General features: G+C 36.1%; 20 protein-coding genes and 1 pseudogene. 11 read left to right on the forward strand and 10 right to left on the reverse strand.

Annotated elements, in window-relative coordinates; translation table 11 throughout:
- Nucleotides 1-5: 5 nt before the first annotated feature.
- The 5 genes and pseudogenes from B1202_RS15995 to B1202_RS16020 all read right to left on the reverse strand — a co-directional run bounded on the left by B1202_RS15995 (nt 6) and on the right by B1202_RS16020 (nt 7,063).
- Entirely contained in the window at nt 6-1,967 is a 1,962-nt protein-coding gene (locus tag B1202_RS15995; RefSeq protein WP_078191589.1) for a UvrD-helicase domain-containing protein, read from the reverse strand.
- Nucleotides 1,964-4,303: an AAA family ATPase gene (locus B1202_RS16000; protein ID WP_078191590.1), complete on the reverse strand. Its 2,340-nt coding sequence runs from the start codon at nt 4,301-4,303 to the stop codon at nt 1,964-1,966. The genes B1202_RS15995 and B1202_RS16000 overlap by 4 nt, the downstream gene beginning before the upstream one ends.
- Nucleotides 4,304-4,834: 531 nt before the next feature.
- Nucleotides 4,835-5,759 (reverse strand): annotated as a pseudogene (locus tag B1202_RS16010) (IS5 family transposase).
- Nucleotides 5,760-5,923: 164 nt separating this feature from the next.
- Nucleotides 5,924-6,250, reverse strand: coding sequence for a hypothetical protein (locus B1202_RS16015; RefSeq protein WP_078191592.1), 327 nt, complete (start codon nt 6,248-6,250; stop codon nt 5,924-5,926).
- 585 nt (nt 6,251-6,835) lie between these two features.
- Nucleotides 6,836-7,063: a hypothetical protein gene (locus tag B1202_RS16020; RefSeq protein ID WP_078191593.1), complete on the reverse strand. Its 228-nt coding sequence runs from the start codon at nt 7,061-7,063 to the stop codon at nt 6,836-6,838.
- Nucleotides 7,064-7,197: 134 nt separating this feature from the next.
- On the opposite strand from B1202_RS16020, the gene B1202_RS16025 reads away from it, so the two are divergent.
- The gene (locus tag B1202_RS16025; RefSeq protein WP_078191594.1) at nt 7,198-7,458 is read left to right on the forward strand and encodes a helix-turn-helix transcriptional regulator; all 261 of its coding nucleotides are present in this window, start codon (nt 7,198-7,200) and stop codon (nt 7,456-7,458) included.
- Complete coding sequence (locus B1202_RS16030; protein ID WP_078191595.1) at nt 7,455-8,684, forward strand: type II toxin-antitoxin system HipA family toxin; 1,230 nt, start codon at nt 7,455-7,457, stop codon at nt 8,682-8,684. Before B1202_RS16025 ends, B1202_RS16030 begins: the two co-directional genes overlap by 4 nt.
- Before the next feature lie 122 nt (nt 8,685-8,806).
- Here B1202_RS16030 and B1202_RS16035 read toward each other — a convergent pair whose 3' ends face one another.
- Nucleotides 8,807-9,178 (reverse strand): hypothetical protein, encoded by a 372-nt coding sequence (locus B1202_RS16035; protein ID WP_078191596.1) that lies wholly within the window; start codon nt 9,176-9,178, stop codon nt 8,807-8,809.
- 63 nt (nt 9,179-9,241) lie between these two features.
- Between B1202_RS16035 and B1202_RS16680 the strand changes: the two genes are divergently transcribed.
- The gene (locus tag B1202_RS16680; protein ID WP_228145185.1) at nt 9,242-9,781 is read left to right on the forward strand and encodes a hypothetical protein; all 540 of its coding nucleotides are present in this window, start codon (nt 9,242-9,244) and stop codon (nt 9,779-9,781) included.
- Nucleotides 9,778-12,654, forward strand: coding sequence for a relaxase/mobilization nuclease domain-containing protein (locus B1202_RS16045; protein WP_078191597.1), 2,877 nt, complete (start codon nt 9,778-9,780; stop codon nt 12,652-12,654). Before B1202_RS16680 ends, B1202_RS16045 begins: the two co-directional genes overlap by 4 nt.
- 61 nt (nt 12,655-12,715) lie before the next feature.
- On the opposite strand, the gene B1202_RS16050 is transcribed toward B1202_RS16045, so the two are convergent.
- Nucleotides 12,716-12,970 carry a hypothetical protein gene (locus tag B1202_RS16050; protein ID WP_078191598.1) on the reverse strand — a complete coding sequence of 85 codons (255 nt, stop codon included), beginning with the start codon at nt 12,968-12,970 and terminating at the stop codon, nt 12,716-12,718.
- Nucleotides 12,971-13,165: 195 nt separating this feature from the next.
- Here B1202_RS16050 and B1202_RS16055 point away from each other — a divergent pair, with 195 nt between their 5' ends.
- A complete protein-coding gene (locus B1202_RS16055) occupies nt 13,166-13,387 on the forward strand; it encodes a helix-turn-helix domain-containing protein (protein WP_078191599.1) in 222 nt (73 codons plus the stop codon).
- A gap of 289 nt (nt 13,388-13,676) precedes the next feature.
- On the opposite strand, the gene B1202_RS16060 is transcribed toward B1202_RS16055, so the two are convergent.
- Both B1202_RS16060 and B1202_RS16065 read right to left on the reverse strand, forming a co-directional pair.
- Nucleotides 13,677-14,243, reverse strand: coding sequence for a hypothetical protein (locus B1202_RS16060; protein ID WP_143221633.1), 567 nt, complete (start codon nt 14,241-14,243; stop codon nt 13,677-13,679).
- A 39-nt stretch (nt 14,244-14,282) separates the two neighbouring features.
- On the reverse strand, nt 14,283-14,903 hold the full coding sequence (locus B1202_RS16065) for a hypothetical protein (RefSeq protein ID WP_143221634.1): 621 nt from the start codon (nt 14,901-14,903) through the stop codon (nt 14,283-14,285).
- A 176-nt stretch (nt 14,904-15,079) separates the two neighbouring features.
- Between B1202_RS16065 and B1202_RS16070 the strand changes: the two genes are divergently transcribed.
- From B1202_RS16070 to B1202_RS16090, 5 genes are all read left to right on the forward strand, one after another.
- Nucleotides 15,080-15,337 carry a helix-turn-helix domain-containing protein gene (locus B1202_RS16070; protein ID WP_078191602.1) on the forward strand — a complete coding sequence of 86 codons (258 nt, stop codon included), beginning with the start codon at nt 15,080-15,082 and terminating at the stop codon, nt 15,335-15,337.
- 168 nt (nt 15,338-15,505) lie between these two features.
- On the forward strand, nt 15,506-15,865 hold the full coding sequence (locus tag B1202_RS16075; protein ID WP_078191603.1) for a hypothetical protein: 360 nt from the start codon (nt 15,506-15,508) through the stop codon (nt 15,863-15,865).
- A gap of 76 nt (nt 15,866-15,941) precedes the next feature.
- Nucleotides 15,942-16,562 carry an SOS response-associated peptidase gene (locus B1202_RS16080; protein WP_078191604.1) on the forward strand — a complete coding sequence of 207 codons (621 nt, stop codon included), beginning with the start codon at nt 15,942-15,944 and terminating at the stop codon, nt 16,560-16,562.
- An 83-nt stretch (nt 16,563-16,645) separates the two neighbouring features.
- Nucleotides 16,646-17,227, forward strand: coding sequence for a LexA family protein (locus B1202_RS16085; protein ID WP_078191605.1), 582 nt, complete (start codon nt 16,646-16,648; stop codon nt 17,225-17,227).
- Nucleotides 17,228-17,257: 30 nt separating this feature from the next.
- The gene (locus B1202_RS16090) at nt 17,258-18,553 is read left to right on the forward strand and encodes a Y-family DNA polymerase (RefSeq protein ID WP_078191606.1); all 1,296 of its coding nucleotides are present in this window, start codon (nt 17,258-17,260) and stop codon (nt 18,551-18,553) included.
- A gap of 145 nt (nt 18,554-18,698) precedes the next feature.
- Here the strand turns inward: B1202_RS16090 and B1202_RS16095 are convergent, their stop codons facing one another.
- A complete protein-coding gene (locus B1202_RS16095) occupies nt 18,699-19,196 on the reverse strand; it encodes a GNAT family N-acetyltransferase (protein ID WP_078191607.1) in 498 nt (165 codons plus the stop codon).
- 286 nt (nt 19,197-19,482) lie between these two features.
- Between B1202_RS16095 and B1202_RS16100 the strand changes: the two genes are divergently transcribed.
- Complete coding sequence (locus B1202_RS16100; protein WP_218948644.1) at nt 19,483-19,959, forward strand: hypothetical protein; 477 nt, start codon at nt 19,483-19,485, stop codon at nt 19,957-19,959.
- Nucleotides 19,960-20,001 lie beyond the last annotated feature (42 nt).

A 20,001-nucleotide genomic window follows, 5' to 3' on the forward strand; every position in this document is an offset into this window, starting at 1 on the left:
TCATATCAATCCAGTCTAATTTCTTGAATTTCATCCTCAGCAAACCAACCGCTCTCCTTTATTTTTTTTATAGCTAATGTTGGAGCTGATGACCATAGCACGAGTGCTAGAGATTCTTCAGCTCTACTACAAGTTACATAAAGAAGGCGGAGAGTTCTATCTATGGCTGTTTCTTTACCTACCGCAAAGTTTTCTTTATCTCTTTGGCTTAATTCATTCCCGCCGAAAAGTTTATCGTAACCAAATAGTGTCCCTCCTGCCTCAATATCGTCCATAACAACCATAACATGCGGAAATTCAGAACCTTTTACTACTTGGTGAGTAGCTAAAACTGAATTACCTGAAAGATAGTTCCGATATCCTTTTAATTGACTCCACGGAGAAGCAAAGAGAGTGCATAATCCTCGTCTAATTCGAGATTGCTTAGACTCTTCATTTTTTTTACCTCTTACTGGTGCAGCTGGTGGAGGAGAATTGTCATTTAGCGCCTCAACTAATCGATTATCAACTTTAAATAACTTAACTCTTATGATTGGTTCCAGTACTTGTGCCACCGTCGAATCTGAATTTGAACAAGCGGATGAAAAAGCTGAAATAGCATCTAATATTTCTTTTACACGAATCTCTCTGGTTTTAGGGTCTTCGGGTATCTCATCAAGACATTCATAACGATTAAGAATCTCAGTAATTCTAAACTCATTAATAACGCCATAAGAATCAAGACATCCCTCTAGATCTGCAAGTTCATTCAAGAGTATTTTTACAATAGTTGGTCCTTTATTTTCACCACTTCCGCTCGGGGCGGCAGAATTCGGATCTAATAAATCCATAGCATTGTAAACATCAAGAAAAGAACCGCGGGTTGCAACTAATTTATGCTCAAGTGCAAGCAACTGGAATTTTTTAGTAGACCAAGCCTCTATTCCACTTGCCTTAAATATCTGGTCTGCACACCAATGCTCACCTCGAACTTTCTCCTCAGGAGAAAAGCTCGTATCTCCAATATAAACTCGTACAAGACCACCAGTTTTCTCAGTTCTTGAATGTTGCATTATTCCGTTAACTGGTTGAGTTCTTCCTACAAGTTCCGCGTCCCATATTGTATTTATTAAATCCACAATTCTACGTTGACTTCGATGATTCATTTGTAGTTTCGGGGTGGCCCAACTCTGAGGTATTAACCTAGGCAGATCTGCATGACCATCCGCATAAATACGTTGTCTATGGTCACCAAGTAACCCAATAGTTATACCATTAGCATGTGGGTCTGTGAGACTTATCAATGCATCCAACATACCCTTCATTGTATCCTGAGATTCATCAATAAGCACAATGGGATATCGGTCTTTAAGAATTGCTTGGAGAGTCGGTCTATTTTGGAGAAGCCAAGCAGTTACGTCTAGGACATGCTTGTGGGCTAATGCACCAAGACCATAAGTTTCACGATCCGGATGATAGATAAATACGTCAATTTTTCTATAAGATTCAATATCCTCATTAATCTCATCTAGATTTCGTTGTTTGGCTGAGGTAATTCCCTTTGGTTTAGTAAGCGCTTCAGCCATTTCCTTTGCATGTTGTGCTTCTTTGATACTAATGAGGGCAGCTCGAATATCATCATTAAATCCGCTTATAAGCTCCCAACAAAATGCGTGTATGGTAGATACTTCAACCAAGTCATTATTCCCGAGGCGCCCATTTACGACAGCAACAGCATTTTTTGTATATGTAATCACACGGATTGAGCGACCATATAAGCGTAACTGTCTTGCAAGCCTTCCTCCTTCTGCATGTTCTACAACACCCGTTAAACGACGTAAAACTTCGACTAAAGTTCTTGTTTTACCAGAACCCGCACCAGCAAAAAGAAAATAGCTGCGGGGAGGCAAGCTAGTTAAATAACCACAGATTTCGTCGACAACCCCTGCATCACGCTCGTTTTCAATATCAATCATGGACTTATTCATTCTAGTACTCCATTACTTGGCTCCAGTTGATCTTGCAACCAGACCAAAGCACTCTTTATGTACTCTGGACACTTGATATCCTCTCCTGAAGAGATTAACTCAAACATATTCGCCGCAAAATTTCCTTTATTGAATGAACCGTGCATTAGCTTGTGTAGTTCTTCTAGAAGTTGTTGAGCATTAGTTTCTTCCTCTGCCAATTTTGCAATAGAACCTAGAGCGCCTTTTGGCGTTTGTTTTTCATATTCATACTCATGTTCTTCCTCATCCTGCTCTTCATATTCATCAGACTCATCTTTAAGTAACCCTTTGAACCAAGATAAATTAGTAAGGATTAGAGAGTCTTCAAATGTACTTGGCCAGCAGTCTTTATGTTCAGTTATAGGTAATTGCCAACTAAAGCGAACGGGACATCCTTCTATTTCACTCCATATCAGTGCGGTGTCTTCAGGTTCTTTAAAATCATCAAGTTGTTCCAGTTTTGGATGCCATCCACGTAAAGTCTGGTTACCACACTGGAGGTCTTTTTGACCAGTATTAGGAACAGCAACTAATCTTTTAGATGGCGTGCCATCTTTCTTAAGTTTCCCGTCTTTTACTGCGGATGGGTCAATATCAGTTATAATTACTGTTGGGATGCGAAGTTTTTCAACTAAAGGTTTCAGTCGATGTGCATGACTTCCACCTATGTCCAAGAATGATACATAACGGCTATTTAGTGCTTTGAAATCACGCTCCATAAAAAGTGGTACTAGCATACGTTCTGCAACACCCTCAACAAAAATAGCTGCGTTGGCAAATAATAAGTCTGTGTGCTGAACGCGAAAATAACGCTCTGCAAATGCACGGGTTTTTTTATCATTTCCAAATACATCTGCAAGGTTAACCACCTCTGTAATAGGTGATTGATTTTCGCCTTTTTTTGTTAAGCGACAAACATATCGAAGACGATCAAAATTTTCTGCATGTGCTAGATGGCTTGAATGAGTACTTATTATTAATTGGCTTTTTAAACCTAGCGAGTCTTTATCTGTAGGGCTGATAAGTTTATGTGCTTTTCTTGGAAATATTCGCTGTACTTGAACATGAAGGTGGGCTTCTGGCTCCTCAATCATAACTATATGAATTGGCACAGGAGAACCTTTTTCAGGATTAAGTCTAGAAGCCCTAAAGGAGACTAGTTGGTAACTTAATGATTGTAAGTTTTGATATCCAAGCCCAATAGAGTATTCTGGTAAAAGTGATTCTGTTGAATCCTTTTGCATACTGTATTGCACAGCTGTTCCGTGGTCTAGTAAATTTGATGTTTGAATACGTGTGCGAAAGCGAATTTCTTGTGGGTCATGCAAACCAGGATAGCCAAGTTCTTTAACCTCTTCTACAGAATCGGCAATAGCTAAATGGATTTTATCATCCAACTCTTTTTGGGCTAAAGCAACAGCTTTAATAAGATCTGCCCGTTGACTATGTCCTGAACTAGAAACATTCAAATGTTGACGTGCGAACTTAACCAATTGGTTTGAAAACATGCCTATTCGATGTGCTCCAGAGGTAGACTTTGACTCAGCTTCTTCACTACCCAATCCACGCTGTGCAGCGATAAAATCCACTCGAATTAATCGAGATAGATGTTTACGATCTACAGGAAGGCTATTGATATCTAGATTAGGGGTGACATAAGACTGTAGCTCAGTAATAGGATTATGTTTGCTATTAATCTTGTACGCACGAACTTGCCCAAGTTTCTGAGGCTCTCTCAACCAAAAGTCAATTATATCAATGGGCCAAGCTAATGAATCATCGCCCATATCTTTAATAGGGCTACGAGCGCTACTAAAAGTCCAAGCTAGATTTTTTAATTCTTCTATGTTTGCTACAGGTTCTAATCGTAAACGCACACCGAAAGCACCACCTTTCCATGCAAATGTGGAAAGAAATGGAGCAACATAATGATACATACCAATGTCAGCATCAAACCATAGGTCAATTGTTGGCATTGTATTTAATAGTATCTCTAACTGTTCATGCCAAACTTCTTCTGAATCATTATTAGTAAATGGATCTTCAGTTAATTTTTCCCAAGTCTCCCCCAAAGCTCTTAGCTTTGACCATTGAGCAATACTTATATCAAAGGCACTAAAAGGAGAACCATCCGCAAGAAAATGGCGCAAAGCTGCAAGGATAGAAGTCTTGCCACTATTATTAGCACCAACCAAAATTGTAGTTTCTGGATCTAGATTTAGTTGAATTTCACTTAGTCTACGAAAGTTACTAAGTTCAATAAATCTAAGGTTGATGCCTTCTTTTGCTTTAGATTTTAAAGTAGTTTCAAGCATAGCTCCCCCCCCTCTGTATACTTCTTTGAATTATTTATTAAATATCTTTTTAAAGTTCTCAAAATAGTAAAAGCATAAATATCTATTTTTAGAGATGTATAAGAATATATTATAATTTTTATATTTCAATTGGTTGGATTTGATACTTATGATTTTTTATACTAATAATTAAAAGAGAAGTAGCCTTGTTTCACCACTATAAAGATCACAGTTTTAATGTTCGTCAGTTCAATTCACATATTGTTAACTTCGAATTGCTTCGACAAAATTAAGAACTAAGATTAAACCACGAACAGTTTCAATTTGCTCTTTTGGAACTCCACTAGTTACTCGATTTTTAGTCTTAAGAAAATATTGAATCCAATTAAAGTCCCATCCGCTTAGGTCATGTAAGCGTTTAAAAAGATGGACTAACAGTAATGCTAATTCACCATGTTTAGAGATAGGATCAATTTTAAGTTGTGTTCTTAATTTGGCTAAGCTTTGTTGCACAAAGATTTAAAAATTTAGATTTCCCATATCTACTCAAATTTAAGTTGCAACTTGGGTATGAGGTCTGCCTAAGTCCTTAAATTTATTTAATACTGCCACACGTGCATGAATTTCATTGACTTGGCTTTGAAAATTTCTCGCACAGAGTTTATCCCCCAATAATTTGATGCAATGTATCTTGGTTTCAACTAAACTTCGCCGATGATAGCCTGCCCATTTTTTCCATAGTGTCCTGCCTAAACGTTTAACTGTTCGAAGTAAGTCATTTCACTCTAGCGAGCTGATTTTTGTATCTTTCCAAGGTTTCGCATTTTTTCTTGGCGGAATCACTTCATACGCTGGCCGATCTGCACTGACCTGACGACCTTACTTGGTGTCATAAGCTCCATCGGTATAAACAGAGTCAATCTGCTCATCTTGTGGAATCTGATCAAGTAAACCACCAGGTACCTGAGAATCACTCACATTATTAGTTGTGAGCTGAACAGCGCATATTTGCAGGGTGTTAGCATATATACCAAGATGTAATTTACGCCATTGGCGACGATATTCAGGCTGATGTTTCTTGCATTTCCATTCACCTAAAAACTTCAAGCCCGTGGAATTGACGAGTAGATGCAGTCCATAGCAACTCTTCTCATAACTATTTTGAATATCAATATGCTTTTGTCTTCTGCAGATGGTGGAATAATCTGGGGGGGCCAATCTAATCTACAAAGATGAATGAGACTTTGAACAAAGCCAGTGACCATGCTTAAAGACAGACGAAATAAGGATTTAATCATTAAACAGCATTGGATGGCTGTGTCGGAAAAGTTTGATTTCGACCATGCCTGCCTTGTGACTGCACATATCATTGAGTTTCAGGATCAAACCAAATTGTTAGATTACCACGATTGATCAAAGCGCGATTGTAGGATAACCAATTGGTTGTACGATAAATTTTAGGCGTAGGCTTATTCATTTGCGAATTATATTGCCGAATAAGACGTTATCGGTAGGTTTGTGCAACAAAGTCTCAATGATGTCTAAAATTTTTCATGCTTTATTAAGTATATTATTTCTATTTTATTGTTGTAATAAAAAAGGCATCCCGAAGGACACCTCACTTTAAAGCTAACTTACTTCTTAAATTTTACGATTAGTCTTTAAAAAACTTTCTACACGCGGATCGCTTGCTTTCAGTTTTAAGATTTCTAAGGGATCTAACCAATATTTTTTGGCATGTGTACTATCACCCATACCTGAAATAGCTGGCCCATCTTTATCTTTGATGAAATCTTCCCATTTGCACCGCTTACGCAGATGACTCATTGCCGTAGCTGGATGAGGGCAATTTAGTTCTGCCATCATTTGAGCATTCGTAATAGTGTTGCCGTCAAGCAACTTAACAAGGATACCCGCTGCATAAGTTTTTTTACGTGGGAACTTATATCCACCTGTTGTCAAAGTCATTGCTTTGCTCCTAATAAACAAAAGTTTATGGAGAAAACAGCTACCCTTCCAATCTAATTCAGCTTCTTAAAAGTTGCAAAATACAACAAACTTGTTGAATTTTGATTACTCCTTATTTACACTGAATGCTAGATTTAAGAGGTAGAGTTTATAAACTGGTACTTTATAAACCCTTAAAAGCCACTTATCTCGCTTCTTTCAAAAAGGTCGGGCTTATGCTCGGCCTTTTTTATTAACTAAAAATAGCTAACGGAAACACTTTACGAGAGTTTTTCTATTTACGCAAGTGTGTATGTAACTTAAATAGCTATTTTTACGCTATTTTATAGCTTTTTTTACAAAGATATCAAAACACCCCATAAAACAACAATACGGAGCAATACGGAGCAATATGGAGCAATACGAGCTATAAAAATATAGTATCAACAATTATTCTTTTATACACCCATGCTCTCACTTAATTTCACATCTTATTAGATAGCTATTACCCACTACATCTTGTGGTCTTATTAGACTACTTACACAAGTCTAACTATTCCACCCCCTTGCTGATGTAGCGCGACAACATTTAACGCTCTTGTTCGATTACCTTTCATTAATGTTCTGTTCTATTACTACAGCTGTTACATGAAGCGGTAATGGTTCAGATTGTTCAATGATTAGTTTAAAGCTGTTGAAGTCAGCCCATCCGTTCATTTCAATACGCATCGATCCTGTGTAGGGCACAGGTGGTACAAAGTTATTATCTGTAAACTGTTTTAGTTCTACTATTTCTCCCCTCACTGAAGGATTGATAGATTCAAAGTAGTTCATTTTTAATTTGCTAATTGATTGAAGATATTACCCGCGAGTTTGTTAAATTACACCGAGTGTATTAGCTATATAGCTAATATCTTGTTTATAAGATATTATATTAGCTATATGGCTAATATATTGGTTGGATTGCGATGGCGAGTAGAGTCGAAATTGGTAAAAAAATTCGTATAGCACGAAAAGCTCTTGGTCATACACAGCAAGAATTATCAGAATTGATTCGAATTAACAAAACCACAATTTCTGAGATCGAGAATGGCCGCTTTACTGGTTCTTTTGACATATTTGAGCGTGTACTGGATGCAGTAGGTTTACAGTTTGATGTATCTCCGAAGCAGCATTCATTGCCCCACTGGGATGAAATTGAAAATATGTTTTCGGAGGATAGTGAATGAGTACACATAAGCTTCCAGCCAAAATCACTAATATTCAGGTATGTGCCAATCAGGCTGAATTAGGCGTACTGACATATGGTTCAGTGCACCATTATCAGCCGACTCAGGAAAATCAGCATGTATCACTCACTATGACTCGCAAAGGCATAGATGGATATTCTTCTGGTGCACTTCATCCAATTTTTGCTCAGAACTTGCCAGAAGGTTTTAATCGACGATTTATTGCTGAAAAACTTGCGAGATATGCCAAAGTTAATGACATGTATTTATTGGCACTTCAAGGCAGTCAAGGAATTGGAATGCTCTCTTATAAAAGTGAGCTAAATTTGCCTGAAGCAGATTCTTTAAGCTTGAGTGAAATCCTATCTTACCGTAGTAAAGAACCCCTTTTTCCACAGCTATTAGAAAAATATTATCTCAGAAATTCGTTGGCCGGTATGCAACCCAAGGTGAGTATTCCGAATGCAAAAACTGTTAAAACGGATAGAACAGTTCAACAAAAAAATTTAATCGTGAAGTCGTTTGATTCTGAATTCCCATTACTTACCGTCAATGAATTTGTCTGTATGCAGGCTGCTCGGCAGTGTGGACTTGAGCCACCACAAACGTACTTGTCTGAAAATTTAGAAACATATGTTGTAGAAAGGTTTGATAAAACAGTAGAAGGTTTAAAGCTAGGTTATGAAGACTTTACGACTCTCATGAAGAAATCAAATGATGCAGATGCAAAATATACAGGGAGCTATGAAACATTATTGAAAGCGACGTTTTTATACACTGGAAGCGTAACTGAAGTTGAAAAAATGTATAAGTACATCGTATTCAACTGCTTAATCGGGAATGGTGATGCGCACCTGAAAAACTTTGCTCTGCAATATTCTCCAGATATGAAAAATATTTTTGTTTCCCCACCTTTTGATATTACACATACACTTATCTATGAATCAATCGATAATAAAATGGCACTTAAACTCGCTGGCAGCAAAGAATTTCCTGTACTTTCCCATCTTCTAAAATTAGCTGAAAGCGAGTATTTTAGAATTAGAAATCCGCGAGAAATCATCGAATCTCTTAGCGAAAATATATTGGATTATCTCCAAGTATCTAATGAAGTGCAGCTATTTGATGGATTGCGGACATCTATAGAACAATCAATCTCAAATATTATGAAATCAAGCTCTAGTACAAAAATTTATCGACATGACAGAAAGAAGAAATTTGAATAATGAGAACAATAACCTATAAGTTACTGTTCTCGCCTACGCCAAAAGAATAGACGTCGTTTGTCCAAGAGATGCTTTAAATATAAAACAGACTGTGAGTAGAGAACTTTTTCTAGCTTCTAAAACTATTTCAGCTTCTTAGAAAACTCACGTAAATTTTCCGCAGTGAGACCAGAAAAATTATTCTCTTCTAAAAACAAAAGCACTTCTTCAACTGTTGCCCCCAATTCGAAGAGCTCTAGTAAAGTATTTTTATGCTGAGTGAGAAGCTGATTTCTTGTCATATTCTTTTCATTCATTTTTTCTTTAAAACGAATAAGAATACTCTCAAATTTTTTTGAATCATTCTCGCTATATATTTTTTGCTTTTTATCGATCGTACTCGAAGACTTTTCTGCTTTAACAACCGATTTCACATTTGAAAGAGTCAATACGCTTTCAAGATTTCGACTATTCGTGTTCTGAGTTTCGAGCTCTAAAACATTCTGATCTAGCATTGTAATTTTCCACATTTAAACAAAAGAATGAGATCAGTATTTAAAATTTCTACTAATGCAGAAATGGCAAATCCTGCCCTTTTTTCGATTTTTAAAAGTTCAAAAAAAGTCACCTTTTGCGATAAGAAAAAAACAAAAAAGCTATCAAGATTTCTTCATATTTCTTCCCCCTGGTATATGGCCAAAAAAATACAGGATGGGACGATGTATATCACATCGTCCATAGTCACAAATTTCGAGCTTGCTCCGCTCGGTCTCAATTTGGATGCAGTAGAAAAAATGGAAGATAAGGCTTTAAGAAATAAACAAATTCTTGTTCGTTTAACAATAGATGAATATCAGAAAATGGTTGCGTCATCTAACGCATTACAAATGAATAAATCAGACTATATGCGCATGAAAATTTTAACTGAATCTCACGCTCAGATCATAGATCCTCGAGACATTCATGCTATTAGAATCGCTGGGCTGGTGCTAGTCAAATTATTAGAAGAACTCAAAGATACACAACTCATTCCACATGAATTAGAGGACATTAAACAACTGATTGATGAATTGAAAATAATTGTACGCAGACTTAATGATAGTGTGAGTAAAGTATGATTATTAAAGTAATTGCAAATACACTGGATACATCAATTGATAAGCGCGTCGCAGGGTTGTCAGACTATATTCATGATCCGAAACAAACACGTGGTGAATACTTATCGGACTATATTTCTCAATTGCATTCTAGTTTCAGTGACGAACTTATCTCTGAAAAATGTGTCTATTCAAACTCAAGAAACTTTTTAGATGATGACCCACATTATCAAAAAATTGAAATGTCACAAACTGCAAGTTTGAACTCTCAAGTGATTGACCCAATCGTTCATATCGTTGGAAGTTTTAAAAAATTTGAAGTTCCAACCACAGAACAGCTAGAGGAACAAATTGATATTTTAACGAAACACCTTGGTGCTGAAGAACTGCAAATGCAGTATGCGATGCACGTGGATACAGACAATGTGCACTTTCATTTAATCATAAATAAAGTACATCCTTTCCAAAAAAATAAGCGTAATCAAAATAAAGTCATTGATTTAGGTGATGGGTGGATCTTAAATGCGGTACATCGAGCTGCTGCAGAAATTGAAGCAAAGCAAAGCTGGGAGCCGGAGCCCAATCCACTTTTTATATATAACTTTGAGCTTGGCAAATGTGAAAGAAATCCAAATTACATTGCTGAACCGGATGCGCAAAAAATCAATTCAAAAATTCGTGATCAAGAACATCGTCATCAACAAAAAAGTCAGATGAGCAATGAAATTTCAGCAGCGAATAACTACCATGCTTATCTTGCTCAAGACATTGAACATATATTCAACAGCACAAAAAATTGGAAAGATTGGCACCAACAGTTAGCTCAAGTTGGAATTCTGTTTGAAAAGAAACGTAATGGCAGTATTTTTAAAATTCAAACGAGTGATAAGCAAATACTCACCTTTAAAGCCTCTCTATTTTGTAATAAGCAAGTAACACTTAAAAGTTTAGAAAAAAAATGGGGAGACTTTACTCATTATGATATCGATCAGACAAGAATTCCGTTATTCAAAATAAGTGATATAGCTCAGCAGAATCAACCTATAACTTCGACGTTACACGCTTATCATTTATTTAATAATGAGGACTTTTTGATAAAAGATCTGCATGATAACTATCTCACAATGAAAGCAAACAAAGATCTTATAAGCGTAGATCGGAAAAATAAGTACCAAGCAATCGAGTCTGACAATGAAATTTATAAATATAATAAAGGTCATTCTTTGAAGCGATGGCAGAAAAAATTTCCCGCACAATCATCTGATGTGATTTTTACACTATTACATTATCATCATCATGCAGATCAAAAAAAAACCAGAGCACTGATACGAGAAAAGTTTAGTTCTCAACATAAAGACTTGAGTCAACAGACATCGGAAAAGTTACCGAATAATATCTTCTCATCGAGAAGCTTTGACTCATCCAAAATCACATCATACGCTGATTTTTTAAAGTATATTTCACCAATGAATCCATTGCTGATCCAGCAACAATTTTTATTTGATCAGCGTCAATCTAAGAATTTTATTGCTCAGAACAACCCAAATATTAGGAAGGCTCAAATCCTGTTTGATCAGCATCAACCGGATGAACCAATTGCAATTCAAAATCAATTTGGGATCCTTGTATTTAGTAATTATTCAATGAGTCGGCTACGACAATGTATAAATGCATTAGATCTCAAGCAAAAAGCGCGAATCAGAGGATCAGCAGAGTTTAAAGAATTATTTCGTCTGGCTTTGAAACATAAATCTAGGAATATTCAAGATATTAATAAAGACAGAGTCCTCCCAAGCTTCAAGAATTTATCTCCTCAACATATTCAAACCAGTTTCCAAGAACTGTATAAATACTTTACAACTTCAGATGCATGTCAAAGCACAGCGCTGATCAAAACTGCTCTGCTCCTCAATTGTTGCGGTGTTGCTGCAGATACACTGCAATCGACATTAGCAGAGTGTATTCGTAAAAATGATATACCCGATTTAAGTATCGAAAATCAAAAGATACTGATGCTACGAATTCGTAATCTGATATATACCCAATCCTTAAAACTCAATAGACAATATTTTAACGCCAATGAAATTGAGGAATGCTGGAAATTATATTTCTCACAAAAACTCACGCCATCTATTCATCAGTATGAACTAGATACACGTACATCTGATTCATCGCCTGATCTCTACCAAGGACTCAGCCTAATTCCCAAAAACCAGGTCAATAAATCTTTTCAACATAGCGAAAATTTATCTGAACTCGATTTTCTACAGATGTATGAGTTATTTGAATATAGCCGAAGATCTAAGCTGAAGAAAAAGCAAGAAATAGAAGCAGCAAATAGCTTCACAGCATCAGAGAGCAATTCAAATTCTAATCAACAAACCAAAAAACGGTTTTTTCCGCACACTAAATATCAAATTGATTATAAATTTGGCTGTACGTTTTATTTAGATCAAAAAAAAATCGCTTTTTTTGAGGATAAAAACTCATCAGAAATTAAGGTATTAAGTAAAAATAATACGCATATCCATGATGCTCTGTTACTTGCTAGAGATAAATTTGGAGTAGTACTGGTATCTGGAACAGACGAATTTAAACAAAAGGTACAGCAACTTGCTACTTTAGAAGATATCAAAATTGAATTTGATTCTCCTCCACAGCAAGTTCCACTTTCTCCAATTGACAGCACAAAAGCTGAGAGCAACCAGATTGAATATAAATGCTCTGATCAGAACTCGCAAAATAAGGAATTATCACTGGAACCAAAAGAATTAAGTCGAACTAATCAGGTAGATAAAGCGACTCATTTTTATGAAAATCAATCCGTCTCCCCTCCTACTCGAAAGCAAGAGTCTCAACCCGAAAATAGAAGCTATGATGGACCAGGCTTTTAACAAAACATATTTTAGTTGAGCTATTATTTTCATAGTATGAAAAATAGCCTAAGCATTATGCTTAGGCTATTACATACGAAGATTCAGGAAAATACTTAAGAAACTCGGTTTTAATAGAATTAAAATTATCGATTTCTGGATTCTCAGTTAAGAAATGTTCCAACCATACCAAAACAGCTTCATGGTTATTATAACAATGATTTACATGCAAGTACCCTGCTAGGCCGAATCCCATACCGACATTCAACTGTTTGATTAAGTTATAGCCCAAAATTTTAGTTTTACGGCTTAACCATAGTTCGTTAGAAATACTCATAATTTCATCCTATCTTTTAATCTGATTATCAAAAAATGATGGTTTATCTCAATTACAAGCTATAATTATGATTAGAGAAGAATTAACACTTGTAGAAAGTAAATATAACCTGCTGCAGGTTATTTATACTATAGTGTAAGCAATAATTCAACCAAAAATAACCTGCAGTAAGTTATTTTTATATTTGAAAGTCATATGATTGAATGTAAATTAGCGAGCCTCATGGGCGAACGTAAAATTTTGAAATTAAGTGATGTCGTACATGCGACAGGTATAAATCGAAATACGCTGACGAGTTTGTACTATGATCGAGCTGTTCGAATCGAACTTCCTATTGCAGACAAGTTATGTAAATATTTCAACTGCACTATGAATGACTTATTTGTATACATTCCTGATATAGAGTCAGATATTTAAATTGGCCGATCCTACAATTATTTTTTCTCTGGGAAAAAATGAAGTATCACCATTTTATAATTTTAGACCGTGCCAGCCTCGTTCCACGTTTCGTCTGCTGTAATGATCAAATAGCTTACCAATACAATTGAGCTTAATTTAAAAGTTCGGTCACTCTCGAATTGTCTTAATTTCTTAACGTTTGATCAAATCAACTTTATTAATAGAGTTGTGATTCATAAAATTACTTATGATATTGATTAAGTCAAAAAAGTACTGATCAATATCAGTACTTTGATTTTAAATAATTTTAACCATTTATGATCGCATTGAATCTTGCAATCCATGATTGGGCATCATGAGCATTGGCCGCAAAAAACTTGAACATAGGCTGCTCTGCATTATTCGTATTCACAACGATAGAATAGTGATCTCGTGAGATCTCTCTGCCGTCAGAACGCCGAATTGTATTTGTCCGCGTTTCCATACTCCAGCTGCGGATGTCACTCAAATCAAAAATTATAATGTTTGATATCGTTTGCGCTGTAAAAGCAATTTTCCGCTGTACAGCATCAATCACCACACCTGTCGCTGAATAACTCTCATTAAAACCATCTGCCTTCAAATAGCTCAATTTTTGCTTATGCAGTCTTTGGGGCAAAATATTGCTGATATATACCTTTCGAATCGGGTAATAAATTAAAAATGAAATGACTAAATATAAGAATCCCACAAAATAAAATAAGATATCTGCCTTCATTCCGGCATATGCCTTGAAAGCAAATAGCGTAATCAGAAAAAATATAAAATAGCCAAGCAAACTTTGCATAGCAGACCAAGGCTGCTTCACTGAAACCGTTTTTATTACACAAGACATAACATAAAACTTTTAAAATAGAATACTAAAGAAGATTTTTTATTGATTAGCTAAACCATCATAACCACTTAAATTTGGCACTTTTGTCAGCAATTTACAGCCTTGAAATGCGCCCTGAATGTTCTTTATATATAAAGAAGCCAAAGAGAAACTTTCATTTCTTTCCTGAATATCGCCATATATGCCATAACTACATTTTTTATTGCCACTCCCTGTATCCGTTATAATTACAGTGAGTTCATTGATATTTGGAACAGCGAACACCTGTGCGCTTATTCCCTTCTCTCTGGACACTGTTTCAAGTAAAACAGACCATGTAAGATCATTATCACCTGCTGGCTCAGTAATCTCTGCAGGTGACTCTATATCAAAAAATCGGCCATCAAATGGTGAAACTTTAAATGCTTGGCCCACTTTAGCTCTGAAATTTTGGTCATGAGCATACAATTCGCTAAATGAAGAATTGCATTCCGATGGAAGACTTATATTTCCATCATCACTCACAATTAGCTTATCCAAGCATTTTTCAGAGACCATTTTTTTCAGGCTAACGCCCGCCTTATTTTTTACAGGCTTCACTTCAGGTGCTATGCCGGCATTGGTATTAGCACTTAGTTGAAGTGTAAAAGCCATACTAGATAACAACAGTAACTTTTTCATTCCTGGGCTTCTTTTATTAAATATCCTCATTTCAATCCCCTCTTTTTTTGCTATATGAATTTATTTCCTTAAATAAAAATTAACGGCATTAAGGATAAAAATTACATATTATTAATATATTAGCGTCAGTTGCACCTAAAACAGGTGCATCCTAACATGCACCTATTATAGGTGCAATGAATAATATTACTTTATCAATTCACTCTGATGAATATGTCTGGCTGCGTAAGCTTTTTATTCAAAAGAGAAATGAACTCGGACTTTCCCAACGGGCGCTAGCAGATCGTTTAGGTGTCATTTACTCATTTGTAGCGAAAGTAGAAACTGGGGATAGAAAACTAGATATCTTTGAATTTTTAAAGTATTGCGAAGCTTTAGAATTAGATGCACACACCACAATTCAGCAGTTGATAACTCTACTTCAAGATCGGTAGAGGTTAAACTCTATTATTCGGCATATTTGATGTCTGAAGAACTATCGCATGTTTTTTATAGGTAAAAATTCACTCCTCCCAATCACTTTAAAAATCTATACAAAGTGATGTCTGTTGTGTACTAATTATTATTGAAACAGCCCATAATGATTAATTAGAGGATGTGTTATGTACTCACCTTCAAATACAGATAAAAACTCTGTTTTAGCCAAAGCATTTCTAAACAGTGCTGAACGGCTCGGCATGACTCTAAATCAGATGGCAACAACACTCAGAATATCTCCAGGAGAGCTCACGGTTAATGAATTTGGCATCGACCCTGATTCTGAACAAGGAAAACGTGCTTTGTCATTGGTCCGGATCTCTATTGCTTTAGAAATGCTAAATGGCGGTGATGTTCAAATGATTCATCATTTTATGCATAACAAAAACCTCTTAACTGGGGGTATCCCTGTAGAGCAAGTTCAGCATCCTGAAGGTCTAGTTCAAGTTTTAGAGTTTGTGGAGGCTATTCCAGCGAATATTTAGCGTTCATAGAGGGTAGAAACCATATATTTATTCCACGAGGAGAAATAATTTCTCTAATAATATAGATGGAGATCGTATGTGTGCTAATTTCCGCCCTATAAAACCAAATCAAGCTAAGCTACTTAACCTACCAGAACCTATGAATTTGGTTTTCAGTGATGACCTCTACCCGTTAAGTGATAGCCCTCTCATCTTTGCAGGTAAAGAAAGAATCGAATGGAGATCTGTTAAGTTTGGATTGATACCAAAGTGGGCCAAGGACATGAAAATAGGCCGTATGACTTACAATGCGCGTACTGAGACAGTCCATGAAAAACCAAGTTTCAGGAATGCTTGGTATCGAAGTCAGTTCGCACTCATCCCAGTTCAAACAATTTATGAACCTAAATATGTCAATGGCAAAGCCCAAAGATGGGGCATATACAGAGATGATGGCTTACCTTTTATGGTCGCAGCCATATATGAAAATATCCTCCTAAATGGGCAACAGGTACGCTCCATGTCCATGCTTACCATCAATGCAGAAGAGCACTCATTAATGTCTCATTTCCATAAACCAGAAGATGAAAAACGCTCGATCATCGTTATACCAAATGAACTCAGAGATGAATGGCTTCACTGTAATTTTGAAGATGCTCCACAATTTTTTAAGCTCATGAATCCTAAAGAATTCACTTCATCACACATGCCAAGGTAACTACCACTCATCAGATCAAGCTTGTATGAATCAAACTACATCCTCTAACATTTGATTATGTAACTTTTTCAAGTGAGGGTCTTATGACTAGTAATCATGGTGGCAGTCGACAAGGATCAGGGCGCAAAGCCTTATATGAAGAACCGACCAAAGTCATCCGAGTACCCGAATCCAAAGTTATCGAAATAAAGCATTTCCTCGCTGAAAGCAAGAAACCTATCTTTAATGATGTAGCATCCATTACTCAGGTTGACCCAACTACATTTATGCGAATTCCGCTCGCTTCTGAAAAAGTTTCTGCTGGCTTTCCTTCCCCTGCTCAAGACTATATTGAACAAACGCTCGATATGAATGAGCACCTCATCAAAAATGAGGCAGCAACATTCGTCGTAACTGTTTCCTCGCAATCAATGCTAGGTGCTGGCATCGACATTAATGATGAACTTGTAGTTGATCGTAGCTTAGAAGCCAAACACGAAGACATCGTAGTCGTATGGATTGATAATGAATTTACTGTCAAACGGCTAATGATCGAAGAAGGCAAAAACCGTTGGCTTAAAGCTGAAAATCCAGATTATCCAAACATCCATTTTCATGATGGGCAGGAAGTAGTTGTGTGGGGAGTTGTTACCTTCGTATTAAAGTCATTCAAAAAGCATAAGTAATACAGAACCTTTTCATTTTGGTTTCATCACATGAATCGTAAACATCGAATCTATGCTTTAGTAGACATCAATAACTGCTATGTCAGTTGTGAAAGAGTCTTTAGACCTAGCTTGAATGGAAGACCTGTTATTGTCTTATCAAACAATGATGGTTGTGCTGTTGCACGTTCTCAAGAAGCTAAAGATTTAGGCATCAAAATGGGTGTCCCACTCTTTCAAATTAAGGACATCGTAGAGAAGCACCAAGTCATAGTGCTATCAAGCAACTATGCACTTTATGCAGAGATGTCGCGCAGGTTTATGAAGATACTCTCTGATTTTGTTACACCGCAAGAACAAGAGATCTACTCCATTGATGAATGCTTTCTCGATCTCACAGCTTATGCTGCAAACTATGACCTAACAGAGTATGCCTTACAAATTCTACAACGTTTACTTAAATGGCTTGGTTTACCGGCTTGCATTGGTATAGGCCGCTCCAAAACAGAAGCCAAGATAGCCAACCATATTGCTAAGAAAAATGCTTACCTTAATGGTGTATGTAATCTGGTTTCAATGGACCCTTGCTCTACTGAAGCTCTTTACAGCCGCATTGATGTAAGTGAAATTTGGGGAGTTGGTAGAAAGCATACGAAGAAGCTGAATGGCTTAGGCATTCACTCTGTACTTGATTTTGTTATGGCTTCCCCGCTTATGATCAAAGACCAATTTTCAATAGTAATGCACAGAACAATTCTAGAATTGCATGGCTTATCATGCATTGAATTGGAGCATACACCTGAAGCAAAGAAACAGATCATAGCTAGTCGTTCCTTTGGACAACGTGTATATCACATTGATGATCTTAAAGAAGCGATGACCTTTTATGTTCAAGATGCAGTACATCGTTTAAGAGATGACGGATTGTTATGTGGCTGTCTAATTGGTTTCGTTCAATCTAATCCATTCGATACATCAAAACCCTTCTACAATAAGTCTTTATCACTTCCATTACCTGAACCAACAGATAACGTCTTAGTGCTTTCTAAGCTCGCCACTGCAATGATAGATGGACTGTTTACCAAAGATATTGCATACAAGAAGTGTGGCGTTATCCTTACATGCTTAGAGCCTAAGAGCAGCCACTCCTTTGATATCTTCACCGATATGAAAACCATTGCATTAAGTGATAGCTTGATGGACTCCCTTGAAGCAATACATACAAAATATGGGAAGAAGAAGCTGGGCCTTGGAGCAAGTATGCTTCCTAATAGAGCATGGAACATGTCACGCGATAGACTGACCCAAAACTACTTCCAGTGGGATCAATTGCTCGTTGTTAACTAATTAAGTTTATATCAGCAATAATTCTTAATTGAGTCAAAAGTATTTATCTCATATAAGAGATTTCATATTAATTAGATGATCAACAGGCCCGTGGATCGGGCCTTTCGTATAACGTGTATTATGTTAATTTTAGTAGAACTGAATACTAGACCACAAAAAGCTTCATCAAAATTTCATTAATATATTCGTCATTATCTTTTAATGCTTTTTGTTCAATTCCATAAGTTTGAAAGCCAAATTTTTCATAAAGATGAATTGCTGGTTTATTGTCATCTGCAACAGTAAGTAAAATTTGTTCTACATGCTTTTTGCTATATTTTATAATTGCATTAAGTAACTTACTTGCAATACCTTTTTTTTGAAATTCAGGCTCAATAAAAACACTGGATAAATGTGCTTTATGAGAAAATTTTGCTCCAATCTCTTGTGTTAATGTGGCTAAACCTATTATTTCATTTTTGTGATATACACCAAATACAGTTGAATTTGATAAGCAAGCTTCAAAAAACATTAAAGGTTTCACTACTTCTGCTGTATAGGTAGATCCAAACATTGTTGGAGATTTTTCTAAAGCTGAAAGTCTGATAGTTCTAAAATCTTTAAGATCGCTTACACCTAAAGTTTTAATCTCAATGTTTAACATATTCTTATATTCGAAAAATTTAACTCCCTGTAACTTAGCATAAATTACTTATTAGCTTTAACTATGCAATAAGCCCATATTTAACATAATGGCTGTTATACGAAATAAAAAAACCTAGGCACTGGCCTAGGTCTGAAATTAAAAAAATACATAAAAATTAAGGCTATAGTCTCAATTTTTCAACTTCGCATAACGTGTATTATGTTAATTTTAGAAATACTAAAAATCTAATTTCAATAACAGCAAAAATATTCCAGGTGTAAAAGTGATACTTCAAAGTTCCCAAATGGATGCATTCTTTCTATCCAGATATGATGTCCAGCTTCCCTCAATTTTAGAACTTATGATACTAGAAGGCTTTTATGAGGATTCGGATGCTATTGTCTTTAATTTTTACAAAGATAGGTTAGAGCAGGTGAATTACGAAGCCATAGCTGATGTTTACGGAGATCTAACAGGGTTTGAAGCCTCCAGTAATAAGATTCATATCGAGGATTACGTGGATAATCAACAGTATGAAATGAATGAAATAATCAACATCGGATTCGCATTAGTTCAATTAGTTCAAAACTTATGGAATCAGCTAAGGGATGATGAGTGCACTATAATTTTATCATCTGATTTAGAAAGTGAATTTGGAAGTAATGCCACTCTTAGTTTTCATAAAAAAAGAATGAATGAAATTTTAATGGATAGCTTAGATGACTGCTCTCAAGCAGTATTCATTTGTGGAAACAATGACTTAATATCTGCAAATACTTAACATAAGGGCTGTTACACGAAGCAAAAAGCGTAGGAAATTGGC

Source organism: Acinetobacter amyesii (assembly GCF_002018365.1).
GTDB lineage: Bacteria > Pseudomonadota > Gammaproteobacteria > Pseudomonadales > Moraxellaceae > Acinetobacter > Acinetobacter amyesii.

Coding starts and splice junctions, on each gene's coding strand:
- B1202_RS16065 (WP_143221634.1), bottom strand. CDS start 14,903: ATGAAAAAGTTACTGTTGTTATCTAGTATGGCTTTTACACTTCAACTA.
- B1202_RS16020 (WP_078191593.1), bottom strand. CDS start 7,063: ATGAACTACTTTGAATCTATCAATCCTTCAGTGAGGGGAGAAATAGTA.
- B1202_RS16000 (WP_078191590.1), bottom strand. CDS start 4,303: ATGCTTGAAACTACTTTAAAATCTAAAGCAAAAGAAGGCATCAACCTT.
- B1202_RS16030 (WP_078191595.1), top strand. CDS start 7,455: ATGAGTACACATAAGCTTCCAGCCAAAATCACTAATATTCAGGTATGT.
- B1202_RS16075 (WP_078191603.1), top strand. CDS start 15,506: ATGTACTCACCTTCAAATACAGATAAAAACTCTGTTTTAGCCAAAGCA.
- B1202_RS16055 (WP_078191599.1), top strand. CDS start 13,166: ATGATTGAATGTAAATTAGCGAGCCTCATGGGCGAACGTAAAATTTTG.
- B1202_RS16060 (WP_143221633.1), bottom strand. CDS start 14,243: ATGTCTTGTGTAATAAAAACGGTTTCAGTGAAGCAGCCTTGGTCTGCT.
- B1202_RS16050 (WP_078191598.1), bottom strand. CDS start 12,970: ATGAGTATTTCTAACGAACTATGGTTAAGCCGTAAAACTAAAATTTTG.
- B1202_RS16095 (WP_078191607.1), bottom strand. CDS start 19,196: ATGTTAAACATTGAGATTAAAACTTTAGGTGTAAGCGATCTTAAAGAT.
- B1202_RS16080 (WP_078191604.1), top strand. CDS start 15,942: ATGTGTGCTAATTTCCGCCCTATAAAACCAAATCAAGCTAAGCTACTT.
- B1202_RS16045 (WP_078191597.1), top strand. CDS start 9,778: ATGATTATTAAAGTAATTGCAAATACACTGGATACATCAATTGATAAG.
- B1202_RS16015 (WP_078191592.1), bottom strand. CDS start 6,250: ATGACTTTGACAACAGGTGGATATAAGTTCCCACGTAAAAAAACTTAT.
- B1202_RS16090 (WP_078191606.1), top strand. CDS start 17,258: ATGAATCGTAAACATCGAATCTATGCTTTAGTAGACATCAATAACTGC.
- B1202_RS16100 (WP_218948644.1), top strand. CDS start 19,483: ATGGATGCATTCTTTCTATCCAGATATGATGTCCAGCTTCCCTCAATT.
- B1202_RS16680 (WP_228145185.1), top strand. CDS start 9,242: ATGGCAAATCCTGCCCTTTTTTCGATTTTTAAAAGTTCAAAAAAAGTC.
- B1202_RS16070 (WP_078191602.1), top strand. CDS start 15,080: ATGAATAATATTACTTTATCAATTCACTCTGATGAATATGTCTGGCTG.
- B1202_RS16085 (WP_078191605.1), top strand. CDS start 16,646: ATGACTAGTAATCATGGTGGCAGTCGACAAGGATCAGGGCGCAAAGCC.
- B1202_RS16035 (WP_078191596.1), bottom strand. CDS start 9,178: ATGCTAGATCAGAATGTTTTAGAGCTCGAAACTCAGAACACGAATAGT.
- B1202_RS16025 (WP_078191594.1), top strand. CDS start 7,198: ATGGCGAGTAGAGTCGAAATTGGTAAAAAAATTCGTATAGCACGAAAA.
- B1202_RS15995 (WP_078191589.1), bottom strand. CDS start 1,967: ATGAATAAGTCCATGATTGATATTGAAAACGAGCGTGATGCAGGGGTT.